The 23783-nt window shown below is 41.8% G+C and carries 22 protein-coding genes and 1 tRNA gene; 2 read left to right on the forward strand and 21 right to left on the reverse strand.

Annotation, left to right across the window (positions count from 1 at the left end; translation table 11 throughout):
* The 14 genes from ACO9K6_RS15740 to ACO9K6_RS15805 form a co-directional block, all read right to left on the reverse strand.
* The coding region (locus ACO9K6_RS15740; RefSeq protein ID WP_424768510.1) for a transposase at positions 1-231 on the reverse strand (231 nt) is incomplete at its 3' end.
* A 9-nt stretch (positions 232-240) separates the two neighbouring features.
* On the reverse strand, positions 241-3141 hold the full coding sequence (locus tag ACO9K6_RS15745; protein WP_424768511.1) for an ATP-binding protein: 2901 nt from the start codon (positions 3139-3141) through the stop codon (positions 241-243).
* Complete coding sequence (locus ACO9K6_RS15750; protein ID WP_424768512.1) at positions 3134-3499, reverse strand: response regulator; 366 nt, start codon at positions 3497-3499, stop codon at positions 3134-3136. The genes ACO9K6_RS15745 and ACO9K6_RS15750 overlap by 8 nt, the downstream gene beginning before the upstream one ends.
* A 45-nt stretch (positions 3500-3544) precedes the next feature.
* Positions 3545-4957 (reverse strand): glycosyltransferase family 2 protein, encoded by a 1413-nt coding sequence (locus ACO9K6_RS15755; protein ID WP_424768513.1) that lies wholly within the window; start codon positions 4955-4957, stop codon positions 3545-3547.
* The gene (locus ACO9K6_RS15760) at positions 4947-6014 is read right to left on the reverse strand and encodes a HEAT repeat domain-containing protein (protein ID WP_424768514.1); all 1068 of its coding nucleotides are present in this window, start codon (positions 6012-6014) and stop codon (positions 4947-4949) included. Before ACO9K6_RS15760 ends, ACO9K6_RS15755 begins: the two co-directional genes overlap by 11 nt.
* A 1-nt stretch (position 6015) precedes the next feature.
* Positions 6016-7692, reverse strand: a complete 1677-nt coding sequence (locus ACO9K6_RS15765) for a diguanylate cyclase (RefSeq protein ID WP_424768515.1) — start codon at positions 7690-7692, stop codon at positions 6016-6018.
* Between the two features lie 120 nt (positions 7693-7812).
* Positions 7813-7941, reverse strand: coding sequence for a fumarylacetoacetate hydrolase family protein (locus tag ACO9K6_RS15770; protein WP_424768516.1), 129 nt, complete (start codon positions 7939-7941; stop codon positions 7813-7815).
* Positions 7942-8259: 318 nt separating this feature from the next.
* Positions 8260-9081, reverse strand: coding sequence for a carbohydrate ABC transporter permease (locus ACO9K6_RS15775; RefSeq protein WP_424768517.1), 822 nt, complete (start codon positions 9079-9081; stop codon positions 8260-8262).
* Complete coding sequence (locus ACO9K6_RS15780; RefSeq protein ID WP_424768518.1) at positions 9081-9947, reverse strand: carbohydrate ABC transporter permease; 867 nt, start codon at positions 9945-9947, stop codon at positions 9081-9083. The genes ACO9K6_RS15775 and ACO9K6_RS15780 overlap by 1 nt, the downstream gene beginning before the upstream one ends.
* Before the next feature lie 87 nt (positions 9948-10034).
* Complete coding sequence (locus ACO9K6_RS15785) at positions 10035-11267, reverse strand: ABC transporter substrate-binding protein (RefSeq protein WP_424768519.1); 1233 nt, start codon at positions 11265-11267, stop codon at positions 10035-10037.
* Positions 11268-11428: 161 nt separating this feature from the next.
* The gene (locus ACO9K6_RS15790; RefSeq protein ID WP_424768520.1) at positions 11429-12463 is read right to left on the reverse strand and encodes a LacI family DNA-binding transcriptional regulator; all 1035 of its coding nucleotides are present in this window, start codon (positions 12461-12463) and stop codon (positions 11429-11431) included.
* A gap of 350 nt (positions 12464-12813) precedes the next feature.
* The gene (istB, locus tag ACO9K6_RS15795) at positions 12814-13488 is read right to left on the reverse strand and encodes an IS21-like element helper ATPase IstB (protein ID WP_424768521.1); all 675 of its coding nucleotides are present in this window, start codon (positions 13486-13488) and stop codon (positions 12814-12816) included.
* Positions 13485-13847 (reverse strand): Mu transposase domain-containing protein, encoded by a 363-nt coding sequence (locus ACO9K6_RS15800; RefSeq protein WP_424768586.1) that lies wholly within the window; start codon positions 13845-13847, stop codon positions 13485-13487. Before ACO9K6_RS15800 ends, istB begins: the two co-directional genes overlap by 4 nt.
* A 315-nt stretch (positions 13848-14162) precedes the next feature.
* Positions 14163-14259 (reverse strand) — tRNA-Leu (locus ACO9K6_RS15805).
* 85 nt (positions 14260-14344) lie between these two features.
* Here ACO9K6_RS15805 and ACO9K6_RS15810 point away from each other — a divergent pair.
* Together ACO9K6_RS15810 and ACO9K6_RS15815 are read left to right on the forward strand one after the other, a co-directional pair.
* The gene (locus ACO9K6_RS15810) at positions 14345-14608 is read left to right on the forward strand and encodes an AbrB/MazE/SpoVT family DNA-binding domain-containing protein (RefSeq protein WP_424768522.1); all 264 of its coding nucleotides are present in this window, start codon (positions 14345-14347) and stop codon (positions 14606-14608) included.
* 1 nt (position 14609) lies between these two features.
* Positions 14610-15005: a type II toxin-antitoxin system death-on-curing family toxin gene (locus ACO9K6_RS15815; protein WP_424768523.1), complete on the forward strand. Its 396-nt coding sequence runs from the start codon at positions 14610-14612 to the stop codon at positions 15003-15005.
* A gap of 456 nt (positions 15006-15461) precedes the next feature.
* Here the strand turns inward: ACO9K6_RS15815 and ACO9K6_RS15820 are convergent, their stop codons facing one another.
* The 7 genes from ACO9K6_RS15820 to ACO9K6_RS15850 form a co-directional block, all read right to left on the reverse strand.
* Positions 15462-16175: a ThuA domain-containing protein gene (locus ACO9K6_RS15820; protein ID WP_424768524.1), complete on the reverse strand. Its 714-nt coding sequence runs from the start codon at positions 16173-16175 to the stop codon at positions 15462-15464.
* 41 nt (positions 16176-16216) lie between these two features.
* The gene (locus tag ACO9K6_RS15825; protein WP_424768525.1) at positions 16217-17107 is read right to left on the reverse strand and encodes a carbohydrate ABC transporter permease; all 891 of its coding nucleotides are present in this window, start codon (positions 17105-17107) and stop codon (positions 16217-16219) included.
* Between the two features lie 15 nt (positions 17108-17122).
* Positions 17123-18013: an ABC transporter permease gene (locus tag ACO9K6_RS15830; RefSeq protein WP_424768526.1), complete on the reverse strand. Its 891-nt coding sequence runs from the start codon at positions 18011-18013 to the stop codon at positions 17123-17125.
* Between the two features lie 307 nt (positions 18014-18320).
* Positions 18321-19982 carry an extracellular solute-binding protein gene (locus tag ACO9K6_RS15835; protein WP_424768527.1) on the reverse strand — a complete coding sequence of 554 codons (1662 nt, stop codon included), beginning with the start codon at positions 19980-19982 and terminating at the stop codon, positions 18321-18323.
* Positions 19983-20206: 224 nt separating this feature from the next.
* On the reverse strand, positions 20207-21613 hold the full coding sequence (locus ACO9K6_RS15840) for a response regulator transcription factor (RefSeq protein ID WP_424768528.1): 1407 nt from the start codon (positions 21611-21613) through the stop codon (positions 20207-20209).
* A 2-nt stretch (positions 21614-21615) separates the two neighbouring features.
* On the reverse strand, positions 21616-23319 hold the full coding sequence (locus ACO9K6_RS15845) for a sensor histidine kinase (protein WP_424768529.1): 1704 nt from the start codon (positions 23317-23319) through the stop codon (positions 21616-21618).
* A gap of 42 nt (positions 23320-23361) precedes the next feature.
* Complete coding sequence (locus tag ACO9K6_RS15850; protein WP_424768530.1) at positions 23362-23703, reverse strand: S-layer homology domain-containing protein; 342 nt, start codon at positions 23701-23703, stop codon at positions 23362-23364.
* Positions 23704-23783 lie beyond the last annotated feature (80 nt).

The raw sequence follows: 23783 nt of genomic DNA on the forward strand, positions 1-23783 counted from the left end.
GTAGGCTGTATAGCTTTTTTCAAAGGCTTTCAGGCCATGATATTCGTATTGCTTGATCCACATACGCAGGACTTCATGATTGACGCCTAAGGACTTCGCAATGCTCTTTGCCCCAGCAGTTCCCGACAGATATTGATTGATCGCTTCTTTTTTTAGTTCTAAATTGAATTTAGTCAAAAAAACTGCACCTCCAATCGTTAGATGGTGTCTAACAATTGGGGTGCAGTTCAAATTTTAAATTCAATCTTCAGTCGATTCAGGAAATAATATTTCACCTTTTTTACTATTATCAAGTAAAACCTGCATGATGACACTGTTCAAAGCGTTGGTTGCATAAGGTTTGGTTAAATAATGATTCGCACCCAGCAGCTTTCCCTTCTCCTTCTCATCTAAGGCGGAGGAAATAATAATGGGAATATGACGTGTCGATTCATGCGCCTTCATGCTTTCAATGACACTCCAGCCCTCCGGTGATTCGTCAATCATTAAATCGATCACTACAAACTCTGGTTGAAGCTGTTGAATATATTGAATCGCTGAATCAGCATGAGTAGAGTGATAGACCTTAAAGCCGCTTTCACGCAAATTATCCTTTATCAATAAGGCCAAATTCTCGTCATCTTCTAGAAGTACGACCGAGGCAAAGTGTCCCCCCTCCGGCTGCGTCTCTTTTCCATCATCCTTTTCCCTATCGATAGCAGTTGCAGACTCAGCAGTCAACTCATGTAGAGAAGGTATTTGGAATGTAAACGTACTCCCTTTATGCAGTTCGGTGTCCACACTGATTTCACCCTGATGCGCTGCGGCTATTTCTTTGCAAATCGCCAGCCCCAAGCCTGTCCCGCCTATTTTACGACGCTCTGAATTATCAATACGATGGAAACGCTGAAACAGCTTAGGCACTTCATCCTGTGGAATGCCCAGTCCTTGATCTGATACATGTACTAATGCATTTCCACTATTCTGCTCTACCCTAATCGTTATAGGACCACCTTCTGGCGAAAATTTCGCTGCATTACTGATTAAATTCGTCAGCAGCTGTATAATTTTCGATTTGTCCGCGTCAATGTACAACGGCCCCTCTGTATTCGAAACCTTAAAGTCATGCTTGACTTGATTAACCTTAAACGGCTCTACAACTTCATTCACAAGGCCATTTAACTCTACCGTTTCCTTATCATAGTAATGCCTGCCTGACTCCATCCGCTGCAAATCGAGGAAATCGTTAATTAAATGCGTTAAGCGTCCTGCTTCCTTATAAATCGTTTCAAGATATTTCTTTTGCCGCTCTGGCTTTAATTCTTTATTCAGAATAAGCTCAGTAAAGCCAAGAATACTTGATAACGGTGTTCTTAATTCATGGCTCACCGTACTCACGAGTTCAGACTTCATCTGATCGACCTTGTACTCTTCAGTGATATCCCGATGCACTAGAATGGTGCCGATCTTTCTTCCGTCTCCCATTAAGCTTTGGGCATATACCTCAATCATTCGGTGTGCTGGCTGCTTAATTTCATATTGGTGCACAGCTGCGGATTCTTGATTTGTGAGAAAAATAGATTCCCGCAAGAAAGTATCAAGCTCCTCATGATGTAAGCACTTCTCTTTTAAGTAACCCGTCCATTCCTCAAATGAAAGATGAAACGGCATATTCTCTTGTTCGCAGTCGAGTATTGCACAAAAATTACCATTAAACTGCAGCAATTCACCGTTTAGCCCTACCAGTTGAATGCCTTCGTTCACGTTATCTATTATATCTCTGTTCAATTGACGGCTGTATTCTGTTTCTTCATAAAGCTTTATTCTCTCAATCGCAAGCGATATCCGATTCATAATCCCCATCATGCTGCTAATTTCATCCGCCTCGATCTCACGCCCAATTCTAGTAGCAACCAGCATGGCAATAAGCTCTTCTTCTGAGGAGAAGATAGGCAAATAAATGTCGTAAACAGGCAGCGCCTCCTCCGCGATTCCTTGTTCGGAAGGAGTAGCATGACGTTTCAGCACATGAGGGCCCTTGGTCTCCTCCAGCATGACCAGCTGGCCGTCCTCAACATGCTGCACATACTGCTCAGCCAAAGTTGATGAAATCCCGGCAGAAGCGTAATCCCCTTTGGGCTTCAGCATCATCAACAGTACTTTGTCAAAATGGTAAACGCTCGTAATATGACTAACGATCTCTTGGAGTAACTCTTGCTTGTTCAGCGTAATCGACAACGCATGATTCAAATGATTCAGTGAATCCAAAGTGAGCTGGTTCTCCTCTGCTTCCTTTAGCAATTTATTCAGGGTTTCCTTCTGCGACATCAGCTCTTCCTGCTGAATCGTCAACTCTTCATTATGAGCAGACAGTTCCTCTTCCTTCGCTTGAATACTCTCGGCCATCGAAGCGAATGCCTTTGATAAAATTCCAATCTCATCCTCACGTTTTACATCAAACTTCAAATCATAATGTCCCTGAGACAAGCTGTCAGAAGCTTGAGCTAACTGCTGTAGAGGATAAATGACCTTCTTAAGAATTCCTCGGGACATCACCACGAACAAAATTAATATAATCACGATATATCCCAGCATGATATTGTTGCTCAAGTCGGTTTGTCTTAGAAACCTTGCCTGCAATGCAGAAATTTGCTGATTGCTGGACTCCACAGTTTGATAGAAATACTGGATATATCGATTTGCAGTTTGCGTTGTGCCGCTCAGAAATAGCTGCTGCAGCGATTCTTGATCACCGTTCTGAGTGTACTCTATTGCTGTCGGCAGCACTCTGTATATATAATCATCAACAAACACAATAAACTCCTTACGTACCAACAGCTCTTCTGGATTTAAATTCAACTCACTATAAGCCTTGAGCGAATCCTTTAACTGCTCCGCTTCTAAATGTGTTAGCCTTAATTCATTGGGATTGGAAAATGCAAAATAACCTCTTGAGCGTAAAATAAAGCTTTTGAAGTGCTCCTGCACCTGTGTAATGATGGCTCGCTTGTAAGTCAACTCGTCCCGCTGCTCAGCGTATGCATTTTTCATATCTCTTTCAATCATTGAGATGATACCGGCACCGATGGCCAGCAGTACTCCAAACACAATCACATTCAATTTAAACTGCGAGAGAATACTGCTGCGAAATCCTTTAATCATTCAGTATCTCCTCCACAATCTCAGCCAGCTTCAGAGGACTGAAGGGCTTCATTATAAAATAGTCCGCGCCTGCCGCCATTGCAGCAGCCTCATCCTCCTGCTGGCTTTTGGCCGTGAGCATAATAATTTTGACAGTACCTTTGAGAGGATGTTCTCTTACCTCTTTAATCAGTTCAATGCCCGTCATCTCTGGCATCATATAATCGGCTATCAGCAAATCAAAGTTCCCTGTTTCAAATACGCTGTAAGCTTCTTTCCCGTCTGCGGCTTCATGGATCTCGTATCCCATATCCTCCAGTGTATCAACAATCAGCAGCCTTAAAATATCTTCATCATCGGCTACTAAAATACGTTTCATCTGGCAACCCGCTCCTTTTTCGATATGCTATTTTTCCAGTAGTGGTTATGATGAAATACCCTTACGCGTCATCTCTCCCCATGCGGTTTGCTTCCTAGCTACTTGAACTAAGCCTTCTATTCTCCAGAATACCGTCATTGGCCTATACCAGAATGATTCGGATAATGCATATATAAATAAATAGAACATATCTCGCACTTTAGGATACCTTCGCAAACTCCACTCTTCAAGCAGCACAGCGCTCATGGATAAGAAAGAGCCTATGAACAGCATCAATGTAAACAACAGCAGTGTAACGGTAATATGAATCATGTCAAACAAGGTTCCAAACACCACGACAAAATAACCAAGCAGTTCAATGACAGGAGCCAGCAGCTCCACAAAGAAAAAATACGGCATAGAGACTATACCAATTGAACCGTATTTAGGATTCAACAGCATTCGTTTGTGCAGGGACAAGGATTCAAACAGCCCCCTGTGCCACCTGCTGCGCTGTCTGCGCAGTACCTTCAACGATTCTGGTGCTTCAGTCCAGCATACGGAATCAGGTATATACTCAATTCGTTTATCTTCCTTATGCTCTTTCAAATAACGGTGCAGCCGGACAACCAACTCCATGTCCTCTCCTACCGTATTCACTCTGTAGCCGCCAGCCTTTATCACATATTCCTTGTTAAAGACACCGAAGGCCCCTGACACGATTAGCAGCAAATTAAATCGGCTCATACCAATTCGGCCAATCAGAAACGCCCTTAAATATTCAATGATCTGCATAATGACAAGCGGACGCTTGCTTAACGTGATCTGCATAACCTCTCCGCGTTCGATCGTGCAATCATTAGCGATCCTAACACTGCCTCCAGTGACCACCACCTCATCATTGGAATCAATTATCGGCTTCATGACCTTCAGCAGTGAGTCTCTCTCTAATATAGAGTCCCCGTCAATAGAGCAAAAATAAGGATACTGGGACATATTTATTCCTGCATTCAAAGCATCCGCCTTGCCGCCATTGAGCTTGTCAATCAGAAATAAATGATCATATATCCTCGACTTATAAATAGCCTGAATCTGCTGTGTATCCAGCCGTTTTCGAATAAAAAGTGGCACGGGTTCCATCTGAAATTGCTGAATGATCATGTCTAGGGTTTGGTCTTTAGACCCGTCATTCACCACAATAATTTCAAATTGCGGATAATTCAGGCTTAGCAGCGATTTCACACTATTCACAACACCAACCTCTTCGTTATAGGCTGGCACAATAATCGATAAAGGCCGGGTATTCACAGATGTAAGCACATCTTCATATATGACAGCGTCGTTTAATGAAATTCTGCGTTTTAAATATAGGGCAGATACAATAAATATTGTAAAATAAAATAAAATAATAATGAAAGAGTAGGTCAGAAAGATATACAGTGCTACATCTACTAACTGCTGAAACAGCTTATAAAGCATAAGTTCCTCTCCCTTCTCTGAGGATCCATTGCTGCGCTGTATCCTTGGCGAACGGATCTGTATGCTGCTCTATAATATAATATAACAACATTTGACCATCAGGATAGCATGCGATCGACTCACCTGCTGCGTTTCTGACGAACCACTCTTTATCTCCGATTAACTTCATGAGTACTGGTTTATACCGTTCCTTTAGCAGCTTGCCGCTCATGTGTGCAAACATCATGCGCTCCTGCCATACCGCCGAATCTCCAAAGCTCAGGATGCATTCAGGATCAGTGGTGTATCCAATGGCATGCAACGCTTTTAGCGCACTTAAACGATGCTCGAGGTCTTCATGCTGCAATTGCTCTTCCAGCAATTGTATACATTGAAGGTCTTTCCGCTCTCCTATCAAATCCAGCAGCGCCAGCTGCAGCTCCGAATGAAGTGTACTGTATTGGTTTACTGCCTTATAAAATACAGCATCGTCAAACCGTCGAAACAGATCCTTTAGCAAAAAGCGAGGATAAAGGGCATACCTACCTGAATCGGTGAACAATTCTGTTTCCAAACGAGTGGACTGCACTGCTGCCAAAGCTCTCATGGCTTGATAGAGTTCCTCTTGATCCTTTGGCTTTCTTACATAAAGCGACCACACTTCCGTCTCCAACTGGTCAAGACGATAATCCTCAATTTTGTATAAGGTATTCATCCGAATGGCCCATTGCCGATGCTTCAGCATATCACGTAAGTAACCCTTCAAGTAAATGTTGGCCAATGTGTTAATCCGTTCTTTGATCTCAGCTTGCTTCATAACCCTTGCATACTCTTCAAGCAGTTGATCCAAGCCCTTCAGAAAAGCTCTTGTCATGTTCAGATGCCTGCTTTCAGGCAGAATACCTGTTTGAATGTAACGAGATACAAGAGGCCTTAGTCGCTCCTTTTGCAGCCCTTCCCTTATGGCTCTTCTTAATACCTTCTGCTTGTTAAGAACAAGACCCGCGAAAAAGAGCAGGAGCACAATCAATATGGCCGCATTCCATAGCAATAAAGCAGATAAAGTCAATTCGAACATCTCATAACATCCTTATCGCCCAACGCTTTATTCTTGCCTCTAGTTCAACTAAACTAAACGGCTTTGTCATATAATCATCTGCGCCTAAATCCAGCGCCCTCGCGATATCCTTGTCACTCTTACGTCCTGTGAGCATAATCACAACGCAATCCTTGGAGGATCTTTGCTGCCTGATATGATACAACACCTCAAGTCCATCCATTCGCGGCATCATCCCGTCCAGCACCACAATACATTTGCCCAGCTGCATGAAAAAATCCGATTGCAGAAAGGATTCCCCCTCACGAAAGCCTTGTATCACCGTTTCAACCTGAGGCAGCTGCAATTTAGACAAATGATCATCCAGCATGTGGTGGATGACTTGATCATCATCAACCACAGCAATATTTAAAGCTTTTACTAGGCTAGCCTCTTGCTGCATGGCCGTCTGGAAACCTTCAATTCGATTTCTGCCAAGCTGTTTGGCCTGATACAAGGCAAGATCCGCACGTTTGACCAGCGCATCAGCTGTATCCTCTTCTAATATAGGCTCGTCCACTCCGGCTGAGAAGGTCACATGAAACGATCCTAAAGCATGTTCGAATTGCACACCCGTGAATTTGCTCAGCATCCGCTCCAGTATGATTTTCGCCGTCGCCTTGTCCGTTCCAGGGAAAAGAACAATAAATTCTTCTCCGCCATAACGAATAAGGAAATCCGCACCGCGCTTCTCCTTCAACAAAAACTGGGCAAATGCCCGAAGCACCTGATCACCGGTGTCATGTCCATACTGGTCATTAATTTTTTTGAAGTGATCAATATCCAGCAAGCCTAATGAGAAGGCTAGATCGCTGCGTCTCCATTCCTGCATTTGACATTCTAGCTCAATCGCAAGGAACTTGCGATTAAACGCGCCTGTCAGCTCATCAATTAATATCGCATGCTCTGCTATTTCTTTGTGGCTCAATCGATTCTTAACCCGAATCAATAGCTCGTCCATGTCAACAGGCTGGGTCAGCACATCCGCTGCTCCCATCTCATAAGCATTCAGCCGAGTCTCTTTAGAGCCATCTGAGGTTAACATAATGACTGGTATTAATCGCTTCTTAGCTAGGTCCACCATATTGCTAATCGTTTCAGTTCTGCGGCTTACCCATAACGAGAGCTCAAGCAGCACTCCATCCGGTTGCTGATCATAGATGAGCTCTACAGCCTTTTCGATATTGACCGCTACAATAACAGACAGGCCCGCATGCTCCAGCTCAGACTTTAATTGATCCAGCGATTGAATATTATCATTAATTAATAGTAACAACGGCGCTGTAGCATGTTTAATCGCTACATCGCCTCTATCATTACCGTTATGATCTACAGATCCCCCTACCAGCTGTATCGAAGCTGGCGGCAGATCATCATTTGGAGAAATCGCTGCAGCCGCTTCACTCTGAATGAGAGCTATGATTTCCTCAATGAAAACTGTCCATTCTCGCTTAGCCCACAGCCTATCGTCAGCATCGGAGAGAGACTCCAGCTTTGCTGCAGCGAACGCAGAATACGCATCTAGACCAATCGAAGCGGACGTCCCCTTCATTGTATGCAAGAACCTATAGAGCTCTTGCTGTGTAATATGGTCGCGTTTATTCCATTCCATAAGGGCTGTATTCAGTTTTTGTAAAAATAACTGTTGATACTTTTGCATAGGTCTCACCACTTTATAGTCTTATAATGGAAGTATAACATCTACGAATCTAATAAGCTTTAATAAAAAATAGTATAAATTTAGTAAGACTTCGGTCTAACGGCAATCAATTTAGTTAAATTAAATAACCGCAACCTCGATGATCACTTGGTCCCCTGATTTCAAATAAGGCTCACGTTCAGGCGGCAATCCCATTGCCACCCCTTCGGGTGTTCCGGTCAGAATAATGTCCCCAGGAGAAAAAGTCATATATACCACTTCATCACTCGTTGCATTAAAGGTTTTCTTGACCTTTTGATTGTAATCTTTTAATACTAGAGGAGCATAATTACAACGACCGCCATAAATATAAGATACGCCAAGTGTATTATTCGTTAGGTATCATTCAGTATGAGGCGACCAGAACTATTTATTATATTCTCAATTCGCCAATCCCTAGATTCTGTAGACAGCAAAAAGAGTACCTGCACGGTACTCTCTCACAATCAGTATGGAGGCGAACCGTGGTCGAGTAAATCCACAATCCACCGTGCCACATTGATTCGGATGTCTGGAGAGTTCACATACTTATTTCACAGCACCACGTGTAACGCCGCTAATAATCCATTTTTGCGCAACGAGATATACAATCAACATTGGAGCCATAGCCATTAAGTATGAAGCAAAAGCATAGTTAGTGTCTTGACCAAATTTCGATTGGAAAATAAATTGAGCGAGAGGCAAAGTGGATTGCGACTCTTGATCCAACATAATGAGCGGCAGTAAAAAGTCGTTCCAGGCCCAAACCGTTGTAATGATGGCAACCGTAGCGTTAATTGGCGCAAGCAGCGGGAATATGACCTTCCAGAACGTTTGCCATATAGAAGCACCATCCACGATCGCCGCTTCTTCAAGTTCTTGTGGTAAGCTTCGCAAGTAGCCGACATAAAGCAATACGTTAAAGGATAATCCGTACACAATATAAAGAACAATTAATCCATATAAATTATCCAAATTAAATTTGGCTGTCAGTTTAACTACAGGCAGCATGATAATGGGGAACGGAACAAACATTGCGCTTATGAAATAGAAATATAGACCTTTGAAAAACTTACGATCGAAGTTTTTCTTAATCGCATACGCAACAAAAGAGTTTGTTAATAATGTAAAAATGACCGTAAATACTGTTATCAACGCACTGTTACGAAACTTTTGCCAATAGTTCACTTTCTCGGCAGCGATACGGAAATTTTCCAAGCTCCACAGCTCCGGGAAAGCGAGTACACTTTTTGCGATTTCTTCCGTATTTTTGACTGCCAGCATGATCGTCATATACAAAGGGAACAAAAGAAATATCGATCCTAGCGCAAGGAAAATAGTCGCAAACCAATTGATACGATTTAATCGCATTATAGACTCATCTCCCTCTTTTGAAGATATTTAAGCTGGATTAAAGATATCATCACAATAACGATAAAATAAATAACGGCATTCGCCGATTGGAAGGCGAATTCATTACCTGAGAAGCCATCTCTATAAATGAGCAATGCGATCGAACGAGTTACCCCGAAAGGCCCACCGCCTGTGAGTGCAAGTATTTGATCGAAAACTTGTAAAAATCCTTTAAGAGAGAGAACCATATTTATCGTGAAAAATGGGGCAATGAGCGGAAACGTTATGCTCCAAAATTCTTTCCACTTGTTAGCGCCATCTAGCGCGGAAGCTTCATATATATCCTCAGAAATCGTCTGTAAGCCTGCTAAGTACAACACCGTGTTAAATGCCGCGGATTGCCATACTGTAACAAAGACAATGGCTAACCACGCGCCTTTTTCATTTCCCAATGGATTAACCATCCATTTTTCAATACCTAAGAAATCCATAATATCAATCCAAAAATGCGCAAAGAAATAGTTAAAAATATAGGCAACAATCAACATGCTTAAAATATACGGCATAAAGTAAAGGCCCTTAAAAAAGTTTTTGAACTTGATTCTGCTATTCAATGCAACGGCTACTGATAAACTTACAATATTCACAATAACGGTGGTTACAATTGCAAATTTAAACGTGAACAAATAAGCATCTAAAACATCTTTATCTTTAAACACGTTTATAAAGTTTTTGAGGCCTACAAGCTCATACGTAGGCCGGAGACCATTCCAATCTGTAAAACTGTAGAATATACCCATTAATGCTGGTGTTGTATGAAATATAAAAAATAATATAGTGGCAGGCAAGACCATTAATAAATAGGTCCCTCTATTTTTTCTCACCATGCATCCTCCTTCGCCAGATTAAACAAAGAGATGAAAAGCGATTGAATGCTTTTCATCCATTTGTCATTCCTAATATGATACAAATTAGCGAGTCGCTAATTTGTCGTACTCTTCATCCATTTTTTTCAACGCTGCATCAATATCTTTCTTTTGCATCAATTCTTGAACGATTATGCCAAGATCCATACCGTTGATGTAGTGATCTGGAAAGTCAGCAATACGACCTTCTTCAAATACAGGTTTAAGGTCACTGTAAGATTCTTCGTTTTGAAAAACACCTTTAATTGCGGAGAAAGATTTTTGCTCATTTGTGTATTGTTGTGCGTTTTCAGTTTGAATCATAAAATCAATGAATTTTTTAGCCTCTTCTGGGTATTTGGAAGTGGCAGAAATTGCGAACAACACATCAACACCCGATACAAGAAGATTTTTGGATTTGTCGTTGGATACTGGATATGGAAATACACCAAGCTTGATTTCTGGGTTAGCTTTCAAGATTTCCGGGATTGCCCATACGCCTTGCAAGTACATCACAGAAGCGCCTTTAGCGAATGCTGTGTTACCTTCAGCATATCCATCGGTGAAACGGTCTCCGGGTTGACCATTTTGCATAAATTCAAGGTATTGCGTCATTAGATCTTTATGAGCTGCAGCGAAAGTTGTAGATTTTGCTGCTCTATCCGCGTAGAAGTTAGCTGGCTGCAAAGAAGCGGCAAAAACATTCCATGCGGGAAGCGCTGTCCAGGCATCTTTAAAAGTTAAATGGAATGGCACTTTACCTGCGGCTTTTATTACAGCTAAAACGTTGTCCATTTCATCTTTTGTAGTTGGAACAGACAAACCAAGCGCTTCAAATTCACCTTTGTTGTAAATGATGCCGTTCGCATTCGCAGCGAAAGGAACACCGTAAAGTTCTTCAGAACCTGTAATCAATTTCAACGTTGTTTTATAGCCTTCAATTACTGAAGATTGCGCAGCATAATCAGTCAAATCTGCAAGAATATCATTTGTAGCTAAATCAGCAAATTGTGCGTCGCCGCCTGTAGAAATGATATCAGGCACATCACCTTTCGCTACACGTGTTTTAAGAACAGTTGCTGATTCAGGAACGTTTGTTTGAACAACGTCGATACCAGGATTAGCCGCTTCAAATTTCCCAATTAATGCATCATAAGTTGCAACCGCTTCTGGTTTATATTGAAAAAACTCAATTTTTACTTTTTCGTTGTTACTAGAACCTTCGTCTTTGCTGCCACATGCCGTTATAATAGATATTGTTAACGCTAATGTAAGTGTAAGAGATAATGCTTTTTTCATCGAATGGTCCCCCCAAAATAATGTTGGTGTTGGATAATAGCTGTTTTTTTTGATACAATAAAAGTGGCTTTTTACCAAAAGCGCCTAGTCATTGCCGTGGCTAGGTATTTTTCGTTTTCACAGTTCCCCACCAATCACCTCCTTACAAGAATAAACAAGTGTTAAATCTTCTTATCCCCTCTACTGCTTTCTCTTATCACTAATTGAGTTCCAATATTCGAATGAATTCTTGCTTCCCGGCCGTTCAATCTTTCAAAAAGAAGCTGAGCGGCTGTTTTCCCAATTTGCTCCGGGAAAATATTCACCGTTGATAATGGAGGATTCATAAAAGCAGTGATCTCAATGTTATCAAAACCAACAAGAGCCATTTCTTCCGGCACTCGAACGCCTGCTTCTTGAAGTGCTTTCAAAGCGCCAATAGCCATTGGATCACTTGCTATAAAACATGCGGTCGGTCGAATCTGGCCCGCTAATATCTCTTTCATTGCTGTATAGCCTGTAGCAGGATCCCAGTTGGCTTTTTTAACAAACTCAGGTCTTAACATCTTTAGCTCTGTCATCATTTCATTGAAATAAACAGTTAGCGGATCACTAAGCATTTCCGCTGGTTCAGATCGATTAAGTCTTTCGAGGGAATGTGGGCCTCCAATAAATCCAATGGAAGAGTGACCCGATGAAGTAAGGTGATCCAATATAGTCTCAACTGTCTGTTTAAAACCTATGCTCACTAAATCATATTTATTGTTTTCTATCGTGTTGTTAATAAACACGATTTTGGTATGCTCAGAAACGCTAGCTTCGATGTCTTCCATCGAAATGGTTCCTAGAACAATAAGTCCATCCAAATTTCTCAACGCATGTTGGTCAACGGAATTATTGCGAATGACCTTGCCGACTTTAATACCCAGCTGTTCACAATGTGATTCAACCCAAGTTCTAATCAGTCCCATCGTCGGATCGCCTTTTTCATCTTCTTCTGAGGATATAGTCAGAAATCCGACTTTCTTGCTAAGCATCTCATTTTCGATTTTCATGCGTCTCAATCTAGACGGCTTATATTGCATTTCTCTTGCGATTGTAAAAATTCGATTACGTGTCTCATCACTCACGGCTAGCGTGGGATCATTATTAATGACACGAGAAACCGTTGCAGTTGATACCTTAGCACGTTCAGCTATATCTTTAATAGTTGCCACGAATTTTCACCTCAATATTTAGTTAATTTATTAACTAAATTTCTGTAATCAGATTGTAACACAAATACGAAAGCGTTCTCAAGTTTTTTTGTTTTAATAAGCAATCAAATTCCGGGATTTTCGGGTCGAGTAGACCGGGGGAATTTCGCCCCCAGTCTCTCACAGAACCGAACGTGAAGGTCTCCCTTCATTCGGCTCTTGTTATCCAATCGCGGGCAGTAGCCCTATCTGCCAATGGTAGAAGAGATTTGGGTTGCTCTGAGCAATGCGTTTCAGAAATCTCATTGCTCTAAGTGTGCTCCCTTTCATCGACTTATATTAGGATTTCGTCCATCTGGCTATGGCGAGATTTACATATGCAACAAGCGATCCAGTATCGCGGTGGCTAGCACGGAATCTCCGAAAATCTCTCCCCAACTCCCAAACGATTTATTGCTCGTTAAGATGATTGATCCCTTCTCATAACGCTCAGAGATAATTCGAAAGAAGAAGTGCGCAGCAGTATCATCCATCTTGCGATAGCCAATTTCATCAATAACGAGCAGATCCGGTTTCGTATAGGTGCGCATTCGCTGCTTAATCGTATGATTTTGATGTGCGAGCTGCAGGCTTTGAACCAGATCATGCGCGGTCACAAAGTACACAGTATATCGCTTCCGCAGCGCTTCGTAGGCTAGTGCGACGGCCAAATGCGACTTCCCAACACCCGGTGGTCCTAGAAATATGAGATTCTCCTGATGTTCCACAAAACGTAAAGTAGCCAGACGCTTCTCATCAATGGAGGGTTGAAAATTAAAGTCGAACGTTTCTAACGATTTTTGAAAGGGAAGATGCGCCATTCTTGTTCTCATCTGAACGAAGCGACTTCGTTTCTCCGCCATTTCCTCCTGTAGCAACTTGTCTAAAAAGGCGGTATACGCTATATTTTGTTCAGCGGCTTCTTCTGCGTGCTGGTGCAGAATGTCTGGCATGCGTACCCAGCCAAAATATTGGAAGGCTTCTTGCAATCTCTCTTGTGTCATCATGACGTCACCGTCTCTTCGGAGAAGGCGTCGTATACAGACAAGTCGCGGGCGACGACTTCAGGGATCGTTTTAGGAACCAGTAGTGGCATGGGCGTAGCGGCCTTGGTACTACCTGCGGTTCTGATCCCTTCGAAGTGCGTTTTGTCTGCAATGACCTGATGGCGGCCGAGCGCTTTGACGTGCTCTGCAAGGATGTCCTCTCCTGCATAGATCCGGATGAGACCGTTGTTCTGGTCTTCCACTTCCACGGTGTGCCCCACGTAGCGATGGGGAACCGAATAACGATGAGCGTTGTAGGAAACCACACAATCCGATGACACCTTACGCTCATGGCGATAGACCGACTCAAAGCGTGTCAGGTTGAAAGGCTCCCTTTTTGATGCATGTCTTTAATCATGAAGTGCTCCCCATTCTTGATCATATTTACTCTCCCCTCAGAGAGTATGTCGGTCTCAAGTGGGGAATTTTCAATTGCTGTTTATGGGGATTTTACCACTGCCGTTCACATACGTCAGTAACACTTCACTTTGCAAATGATTTGATGATTAAGTAACTGTCTGTTTAGTAGACATTTTGTCTACTGATATACTTCATAACAGTTGGCTTATATTAAGATGTCTACTGTTTCAGACAGGAAAAAAGCCCAATCCGCTTAGGATCAGGCTTTTTTTGAATGGAGGTGAGGGGATTTGAACCCCTGTCCGAAGATCACGCCGCACAGGCTTCTACGAGTGTAGTCACGGTATTGATGTCACCCGAGTATACACCCTCTGCTACTGTAAGCAACCTTTATTTATATTCAAACGTTGTGTATAATTGTTATAACAGTTGAATAGTATGATTAGGAGTGAATGATATGGGTAAGGTGATGGAGATGGAACGCAAAGTTACAAAGTTCGGAAATAGCCTTGGTATTACTATGACAGAAGCCTTGAAACAAATCGGTCTTGTGCTTGGTGACACTGTGCATATTGATGTAAAAGAAACAGATGGAGAAATCATCATTCGCAAAGCAAATAAGGTTGAGTTACCAACTGGAATTGGTCCCGACTTTTTAGAAACCCTCTCACAAGTCATGGAACAATATGACGATACATTAAAAGGGTTGAAGGATCGCTAGGATGGAAATCCGTTATTTATCTGTTCAAGAAGTCATTGCGATTAATGTAGCTATGATTCAGAAATATAGTCCTGGTGAACACGTTGGAGTCAAAGATAGCGGCTTATTGGAATCAGCTATTCTACGGCCACGTTCATCCGCCTTTGGTGATGATGCCTATCCTTCATTATTTGATAAAGCTACTGCTTTTTTTGAATCATTAGGCATGAATCATCCATTTCAAAATGCCAATAAAAGAACGGCCTTTGCATCTCTTGTTATCTTCCTGCAGTTGAATGGATATCGATTTGTAATGAACCAGAAAAACGCTGAAGACATGACGGTTGATATGGTAAATCATAAATATTCTCTTCAAGAACTTTCAGCACTCATTGAAAAGCACTGCATCAAAGTATAACTAAACCCGATCTCTGAAGTTCAAACGATATCCTTTTCGAACTTCAGCCCGTCTCCAGTAAAGCAAAAACCCCATCCTCACGCGGATGGGGTTCTACATTTGGTGGAGGCGAGGGGATTTGAACCCCTGTCCGAAGATCACGCCACACAAGCTTCAACGGGTTTATTCACAGAATTAATATCACCAAGGCCGCCCATATTGTTAACTCACGCTAACAAGAATGAGTTTCTACCCCGCCCTTCTTTTTCATCCTTATATCCAAGCAACACTCACAATCTCGTGTTTGGATACTCCATACGTTTCCTATAATTCTAAGTAATCCGATTAGGATAGTGTATAAATATTGATTGTAACCGATTTAATCTGTTTTTGAAATCGATCTATATTCTCAGCCTCGGATAAAAAATGATATATAAGATCACTCTTTATTAACGAAGTATCTGAGCACCCCTACCGCTATTCTAACGGCTTAGCATTGCCGTAGACTGGATATGCACGTTCGATTGGACGAGCCCATCTCACAGCATTCGAGATCACGCGCCTTACATTAGCGTCGTAATAAGTCGGGTACGTCTCATGGCCGGGGCGGAAATAAAATATCTTTCCATTGCCACGGGAATAGCAGCATCCGCTGCGGAACACTTCGCCGCCGGTGAACCAACTGACGAGTACGAGCTCATCTGGCTCCGGGATGTCGAAGTGCTCTCCGTACATTTCCTCCTGTGGCAGTTCGAAATAATCGCCGAGTCCTTCAGCAATCGGGTGAGACGGTTTGACGACCCACAGGCGTTCTTTATCGTTCGCTTCGCGCCATTTCAAATCGCATGAGGTGCCCATCAGCGTTTTGAATATTTTCGAGAAGTGCCCGGAATGCAGAACAATTAGCCCCATCCCCTGCCATACGCGTTTCTGCACGCGCTCCACAATCTCGTCCGACACTTCGCCGTGAGCCATATGGCCCCACCAGAGCAGTACGTCCGTATTGTTCAATACATCTTCGGTCAACCCATGATCCGGACTGTCGAGAACGGCGGTTTTTACGGAGAACTCCGGCTCTAGTCCTTCTCGAATGGCTTCATGTATGCCGTTTGGGTATACCGCCTTCACGATCTCGTTGTTCTGCTCATGCCGATACTCATTCCAGATCGTTACGTTAATTTTCTTTTCCATACAAATTTCTCTCCTTTTAAATTACATATGAAGTTTCAATACTATTCCTTGACCGATCCGAGTGTAATCCCATGGATAAAAAATCGTTGGAGGAATGGATATACCATTAGAATCGGAATCATGGCTATAAAGATCTTTGCAGCATTTAAGGTTTGGTTGGAGAGTTCGTTTAAGCGCTTCAATGATTCAGGATCATTGTTGATCGCAGTCAAATCCAACTGCACGACCATCTGCTGAATATAAGTTTGCAATGGATAATTCTCGGGTTTCGTCATAAAAACCAAACCGCTGAAAAACTCATTCCAATGACCGACAACACTGAATAGTGTAATTGTGGCTAAGACGGGTACAGATAACGGGATAATCAGCCGTATAAGGGTGATCCAAGGCCCTGCCCCATCTACAAAAGCGGATTCTTCCAGCTCTTTAGGTAAATTTCGAAAGAAATTAATGACCAAAATGACATTAAACATGGGTAATCCGCCTGACAGCACCAATACCCAAACGCTGTCGATTAGTCCATATGCCTTCACCGTTTGATAGAGCGGGATAAGTCCACCGCTAAACATCATCATAAACACCAGTGTCCACATAAGGACGTTTCTCAAACGAAAGTCTTTGATGCTTTTGGATAACGGGTACGCCATTAATACCGTAACGATAAAACTGACGGAAGCCCCCAATACAACACGTTGAATGGATACCCAGAATGAGTTAAAGAAAACAGCATCCTTCATAATCTGCTGATATGAATTCAGATTGAATCCTATCGGCCATACACTGACGATGCCAGCTGAAGCTGCAGATTTTTCACTCAGGGAAACCATCAATGTGTACCAGATAGGAAGGATACAAAGAAGTGAAATGACAACTAATAAGATAATAAGGATGAGATCGAATATTTTGGAGGCGGCACTTGTTTCTCTAATCATTTCAATGCTCCTTCGTTAAAAGATTCTATAATTTGTAAATCGACTCGCAAGGTAATAAGATAATGTGATCAAGATAAAACCCACTACGGATTTTAGTAAACCCACGGCCGTAGCCAAACCATATTGCAATTTCAGAAGTCCTTCGCGGTATACCCAGGTATCAATAATATCGCCGGTGGAATATACAAGCGGATTATACAAGTTGAAAATTTGATCAAATCCTGCATTCAGTACATTTCCTAAACTTAAGATGAGAAGCAGCAAAGCGGTTGGCGCGATGCCTGGAACCGTAATATGTATCAGCCGACGCCAGCGATTTGCTCCATCGAGTGCCGCCGCTTCATATAAAGACGGATTAATTCCTGTTAAAGCGGCCAAATAAATAATGGTATTAAAGCCAAACTCTTTCCATACATCGCTCCCGACAACGAGATACGGGAACAACTCTGGTTTGCCCATAAATAGAATCGGATCAATATTGAATACAGACAACATATTATTAATCGGACCCGTAAAGGAGAAGACATCCATTATAATCCCACCGAGAATTACCCATGACATAAAATGTGGTAAATAGACGATCGTTTGCACCCATCTTTTGAAGATGGCGATCCGTAATTCATTTAGCATAAGAGCAAAAATAACCGGTATAATAAGATGTGCTGCCATCTTCATTACTGCGATAAAAATGGTATTAAAAAAGATGATTTTACTGTCATTAAGCGCAAACATATATTCGAAGTTTTCTAAACCGATCCATTCCGAACCAAACACGCCGCGTACAGGCTGATAATCCTGAAAAGCAATAAGCACCCCGAACATCGGTACGATACTAAACATGATCAACCATACATACCCCGGGAGAAGCATGAGGTAGTAATGTTTTGCAAATCCTTTATTCTTCACGATAGGGTCACTCCTTGTTTTCGATATAGAGAGATGCGGGGTCAGTGCAAATGCTCTCATGTGGATGCTTCTGATTCAGTATAAACGCGATGTGATGCTCTCAGTGATAGATAGCGAGAGGGCATTCAGGTAGAGAAATGAAGGAAAATCAAGCAAGCACGAGAGCAGACTGATCAATCATTTCTAACATTTGTACGCCTTTCTATCCTACATTTGTCCACCTAAACGCAAGGTATGACATAGGGACATTACGAACGGCAGAAGGACGCCGTCCTTAATGACGGCGTCCTTCTCAATAACAAAGTTTTTATTTTATTGTTTCTGCAATTTCCTCTGTCACATCATCGCCGCCTTGTTTTTTCCAGTCTTTGACGAACTGATCAAAGGTGTCAAGCGGTGCAGAACCCATAATAATCTTCAAGAACGATTCTTTTTCCAGCTTGGTTAAGTTTGCCCACCTTTTCTCAACAGTTTCGGTGCGTGTGTAGGAAAGACTATTTACTTTATTGAGGTTTGGATCGTAATGGTTTCTTGCCCCAACCATGATAGAATAGGCACGCATGAAATCTTTGTCGCTCTGATTCCAATATTGGATATCCACTTTGTCATAAGGTTCTAATTTGCTGTTTTTAATAGTTTCCAAGGAATTTTTCAGCAATTTATATTCCGGCATGTCTGCATAATCTTCCGGCGTTTTGGTTCCAGCCAATACCTCTTGCATAGCCTTATATTCGTACCCGATTTCGTCAAGCGGTGCAAAGTAGTTACGGGTTAACATGAAATCATTTCCGTGTATCGCTTCGTCTCTCAAATAAAGATTATTCAGCTTAATTGGAGCCTCCGGATGCTTGTATCCTTTTCGGACAACCAGGTAACCATTCGATGGGTTAGTTACCTTGACGTTATATTTTCCTTCCGCATCCAGCGGCGCTGCATAAGCCTGCCAGTTGGCTTTGGGATCGTTCTGCCATGCGCTTGGGAGCGGCCAATAACCTCCATAGAAGCCTAAGAAAAACATGCCCGCCTTACCACTAATGACTGTCTCTTCAGCCGCTTTGCGAATACCTATTTCCTTATCGATGATACCGTTCGCATACATGTCGCGCAGTTTAGCAAGCGCATCTTTGGTCTCTGGCAGAATGGAGCCATACGCTGGCTTACCATCTTCACCTTCAACCCAAAAACCTGGATACGCATTATAGGCTCCAAAAATCGGCGTTAAATCGAAGCCTGCTGGGCCGGAAGTAAAATCATTGTATAATCCCGTTCCAGCAGCGATACCTATAGTGTCGGGTTTGCCGTTTCCATCAGGATCCTGCTCTACGAATGCTTTCGCCACATTTTCCAGTTCCTCCACCGTTTTTGGAGGCTGAAGGCCGAGCTTATCGAGCCAGTCTTGACGGATCCACAGCATATTAAAGTCTTCTGCACTTACATTTGGAATAGCCATCATCTTTCCATCAAAAGTAACTTGCTCTTGAGCTAGCCCATTCGTACTATCCATAATTTTTTTTACAGCAGGAGACGCATAGTTATTGTAAGCTTCCGTGAGATCTTCCAATTGCCCTGCCTTCATCATTTGATTCAATTGTACTTGGTTAACAACCATTACATCCGGCAAATCATTACTAGCAATGGCCAAATTCATTTTCTGATCAAAATTTTCTTTTGACACCTGCCACGCAATATCGATTTCAATATTAAGATCTTCTTTCATCGCCGTTTTCCATGCATTGTTCTCGAGTGTTTCCCCTTTAGTTGACTTGAAGGACGGGTCTACGGAGTAAGCGATATTGATGGTTACCGGCTGTTCGTATTTACCAAACGGATCAGCAGCTGCTGCCGATTCATTATTTCCTTGCGGCTTCACCGCTGTACCCGTATTGCTTGGCTCATTTGATCCACTCGAACACGCTGTTACCGCTGCCATTGATGCTAAAAGCATCAATGTGGTGATCTTTTTAAACATGTATGACCCCTTCTTTCGTTAAGTTTTTGTCTCGTGTTCAGTATATATCTGAAAGTCAGCTCTCCGAGATAGATGGCGAGAGGAGGTTTAGTTAGAGATATGAAGGAAATTAATGCGAGTAGTATCGCAAAATGGCCATTTGCTCCTCACATTTCCCCTCCCTGTTATCATACATTTATCTACCTGTATAAATAATCGAGTAACGATCGCTCGGGTCTCCTGTACTAATTCAATCGATTAGTCTGGCGGTATTCGCTTGGAAGTACGCCTGTCAACTCACGAAAAATCCTGCTGAAGTATTTTTCATCCGAGTAGCCGGTTTGTTCCGCAATCCAAACAATGGTATGGTTCGTATTCAATAAATACTCTTTTGCCTTTTCTATTCGGATAGACCTTGAATAATCATTGAACGTTTTTCCGATAATATCTTTAAAACATTGGCTAAAATAACCTCGGCTAACATTTAATCGTTGGGCCAATTCGGCTGCTGTAAGCTGCTTGCTTAATTCATCTTGAACCATTGAAACAGCCTTAGTGATGCAATCCATGATTTCTTGTGAGTAAGCAGGATTCCCAATAGATTCTTGAATGCTCTTTCGGCTCTTGCTTAACCATTGTTCTACCTGAAACCACGAATGAATAGGGTTGATCATTTGAATTTTGCTTAATCGAGTCTGAGTAAACAGACGGTTCCATTCGATTACTAGAGAATATAGTAGTCCTATTAATTGTTTTTCTTGCAACCTCAACGACTTCAATTCGTGAATAAGTCGATTGAACGTAGTATCGTTATAGAACCAGTTAGAGAACAGCCAGCCAGCCTTCACGTTTTCCAATGCCGATTCATCCGTTTCGGTATGGACATCTATATCCTCGCTTAGGGAAACGTTAATTATTTTGTGATCAGGATGATATTCATAAAATAAAACTTTTTTCTTATAAGCCCTTAACCAGCGCTGCATATCCTTCCAGCTGTACCCCTCTTTGTCAGATAAAACAAGCAACAAGCTCTCTGATTCCAGACGCGCCTTCTCCGACAATTTTTCAAATACTTCATTTTGTTGTTCTTCTTTAGCGAACCACACCCAACAGCTATGATCCGCTTCCATCATGATGGCAGATGCAGGAAGAATCGGTTCATGAGGCCAATTATGATCATCAATTTCATGATTCAAGGATAAAAACACATATCCAAATTTATTTTCGGCAATAACTTGATCCGGATTTAACGTTTTTACGCTTTGGCTTCTTTGTTCATTAATGCGACTGACGATTCGACCAAGAACTTCTTCAAATTGCTCCTCTTCCATCTGCACCTTGGCAATATAATCGATTGCGCCAAGTCTTAACGCTTCCTGGATATATTCGAAATCCTGGTGCAGCGTCAACACAACCATATGCAGTTGTGGAAACCGTTTACGCGCAATCCGCATAAGTTCAATTCCAGACATTACCGGCATGGAGAGATCTGTAAGCAGCAAATCGACATTGTTCGATTCTAAAAACTCTAACGCCTTCTCACCATTACTTGCTTCCCCGACTACCTTCATGCTGAAATCCTGCCAAGGCATAAAGGAAATCAGTCCTCTGCGAACCAGTTTATCATCATCTACCACAAGAACTTTGATCATGATCACGTATTCTCCCCGCTCACAGGCAAAGTCAACACTACGCTTGTCCCCATGCCGACTTCACTCTTTATTTCAAGGCTCGCCTTATCTTCATAACGTGCATCCAGCATTCGTTTAACATAATTCATTCCAATTCCCATTCCAACTTTTTTCTGTTCAACCGTCCGATTATTTAGAAGCTCTTGGATCGTCTCTTCCGTCATCCCTGAACCATTATCATGGATGGATATACGAATATTCTTATCAAATTTGACACTAACTTCGATATATCCATCGTCACTTAAACCATGATACAAGGAGTTTTCAACCAGTGGCTGGAGAATAAAGCGCGGCACGGGTTGTTTAAGGACATTCTCGTCCGCTTCAATTCGAACATCAAACCTGAAATCGTATCTAATTTGCTGTAAAACAAGATACTGTCTCAACGCGTCAATCTCTTCCTCAATGGTTGACACTTCTCCCAATTTACCCAAGTTGTAGTACAATAACTTGTTTAGCGATTTTACGAGCCGATCAATCTCCTTTTGACCATTCATCACGGCCAGCCAATGTACGGTATCAAGAGTATTCATCAGGAAGTGGGGATTGATCTGGTAGAGCAGCTTTTCAATCTCAAGATCTATACGTTTTTTTTCCTTTTGCTCAATTTCATTAAATAAATTCCAGATCTGTTCTTTCATTTCGGAAAACTGTCTTAATAAGTAATCAAATTCTGGGATTTTCGTTTTTTCAAGTTGAGGTTTTAAGCGATTTTGAGACATCCATTTAATCTCTGAATGAAATTGGTTTAGCGGCTTGTATACCATCTTCCAGAGCAGCCAAGCGAGTACAGTGGTCAGGCAAATAAAAAACAAAGAAACCAGTAGAATCTGAAGCATCCATTGGTTTTTTTCTTTGTTATAGTCAGCCTGTGAAATAATGGAAACAACACTCCAATTTTGATTAGAGGTCTGTTTAAACCAATAATGATCTTTATATAAACCGGTCCCCACATCCTTTGAGAAATGAGGGAATTGTGAGCCGCTCGCAAAAATTTCCGGAACCTCACTATAAGCGACTCGACCATTTCCATCTAAAATAAGATGAGAAAGAGCTCCTTCATATTCACTGTTGTCTAGAATGTTTTGTGTCAAAGAAAACCCCGTTTCAATATAGACATAGACATCATCACGATCCGGCAGCCCTACCTGCCTTAAGGCAGATAGGACGATTTGATTATCATATACGTTCATGCTTTCATGAGGCCCGAAATAAGAAATACCATAATACTTGGAAAGCAGAGGTAATGAATCTAATTGAAATTTTTCTATTTTTACAGGGAAATTTTCAAACTGAATAGCGTTTTCTTTCTGAATATAGTAAAGCGTTAATCCAATATTGGGGTTGGTAAATGTAATCATGTTTAGTTCACGTTTCAATTGATCTCTAGATTCAAATCGTTCATAAGGATCCATAGATTGGAACATTACATTGTTTAATTCCTCTACTAAATTAGAGCCATATGCTAATTGCTGTGAAATATGGTTTAGATTTCTTATGGAGCTCGCTAATGAAAGTGCAACTTGTTTCAAATTACTGTTTATTCCGCTTTTAATTTTGTTATCAAATATATTGTCAATTGTGTAGTAAGAAATGATAAAAATACTTAAAAAGGGTACCAAAGAACTGACTAAAAATATGATAAAAATTCTTTTTTTCAACGTCATTTTCTTCTACAACCTTCCATATCTATAACTATTCCAGCTTTTTCAGAGTATTTTAGCATGTATGATAAGAATATTATCATTACCACGTGTTCTACTCAAAATGAGTTCGTGGTCACAAAGAAAAAAGACGCATCGGGCGTCTTTATTTTTGTTTTGTTCATTTCCAACGAAATTGTATATCGCTTGCGCGCTTTCCGAACTGCTGATCTGATGGTTCCTGCCAAAGATACCGTCCGGTTTGCCGACCAGTAACTTCAGCGCGGCTGTATACTGAATGGCGTCGATCGCCCAATACATATTAGCTGCGTTGCTATATTCTTTATCGTATTTAAGAACGGCATAATGATCATGGCTTTTTGCTTTCGCAGTCACTTCCGCATCCATGCAACCTCCCTTCTTTTTAGTATAAACGTTATAGAATGCTCTCTGGGATAGATATCGAGATGATATTCAGGTATAGAAAT

It is taken from the genome of Paenibacillus praedii, from assembly GCF_049725345.1.
Lineage (GTDB): Bacteria > Bacillota > Bacilli > Paenibacillales > Paenibacillaceae > Pristimantibacillus.